The 507-nt window shown below is 49.5% G+C and carries 1 protein-coding gene; it reads left to right on the forward strand.

The genetic code is table 11. The features are described from left to right. Positions 1 to 4: 4 nt before the first annotated feature. On the forward strand, positions 5 to 507 hold a 503-nt coding region (gene ruvC, locus R7Q46_RS30595), incomplete at its 3' end, for a crossover junction endodeoxyribonuclease RuvC (protein WP_318078768.1).

A 507-nucleotide genomic window follows, 5' to 3' on the forward strand; every position in this document is an offset into this window, starting at 1 on the left:
CTTCATGTCAATTATTTTGGGTATTGACCCAGGTTCTCGTATTACCGGTTACGGCGTTATTCGCCAGCAAGGCCGTCATCTGCAATATCTTGGCAGTGGGTGTATTCGTACCTCAGAAAAAGAATTGCCAGGTCGGCTTAAGCAAATCTATGCCGGCGTTACGGAAATCATCACCCAGTTTCAACCAGACGTATTTGCAATTGAGCAAGTGTTCATGGCGAAAAATGCCGATTCTGCTCTAAAGCTAGGGCAGGCTCGCGGTAGTGCGATTGTTGCGGCGGTGAATGCGGATCTTCCTGTGTATGAGTATGCTGCACGTCTAATTAAGCAAGCTGTAGTGGGGACTGGTGGTGCAGACAAAGTGCAAGTTCAGCACATGGTGCAGCACATGTTAAAATTACCTGCGAAGCCTCAAGCCGATGCCGCGGATGCACTCGGTGTGGCAATTTGTCATGCCAATACGAACAAGACCTTGGTTGCGCTCGCAGGTAAAGCAAGCAGTGCGAG

The sequence above is a fragment of the Vibrio sp. 811 genome (assembly GCF_033339195.1).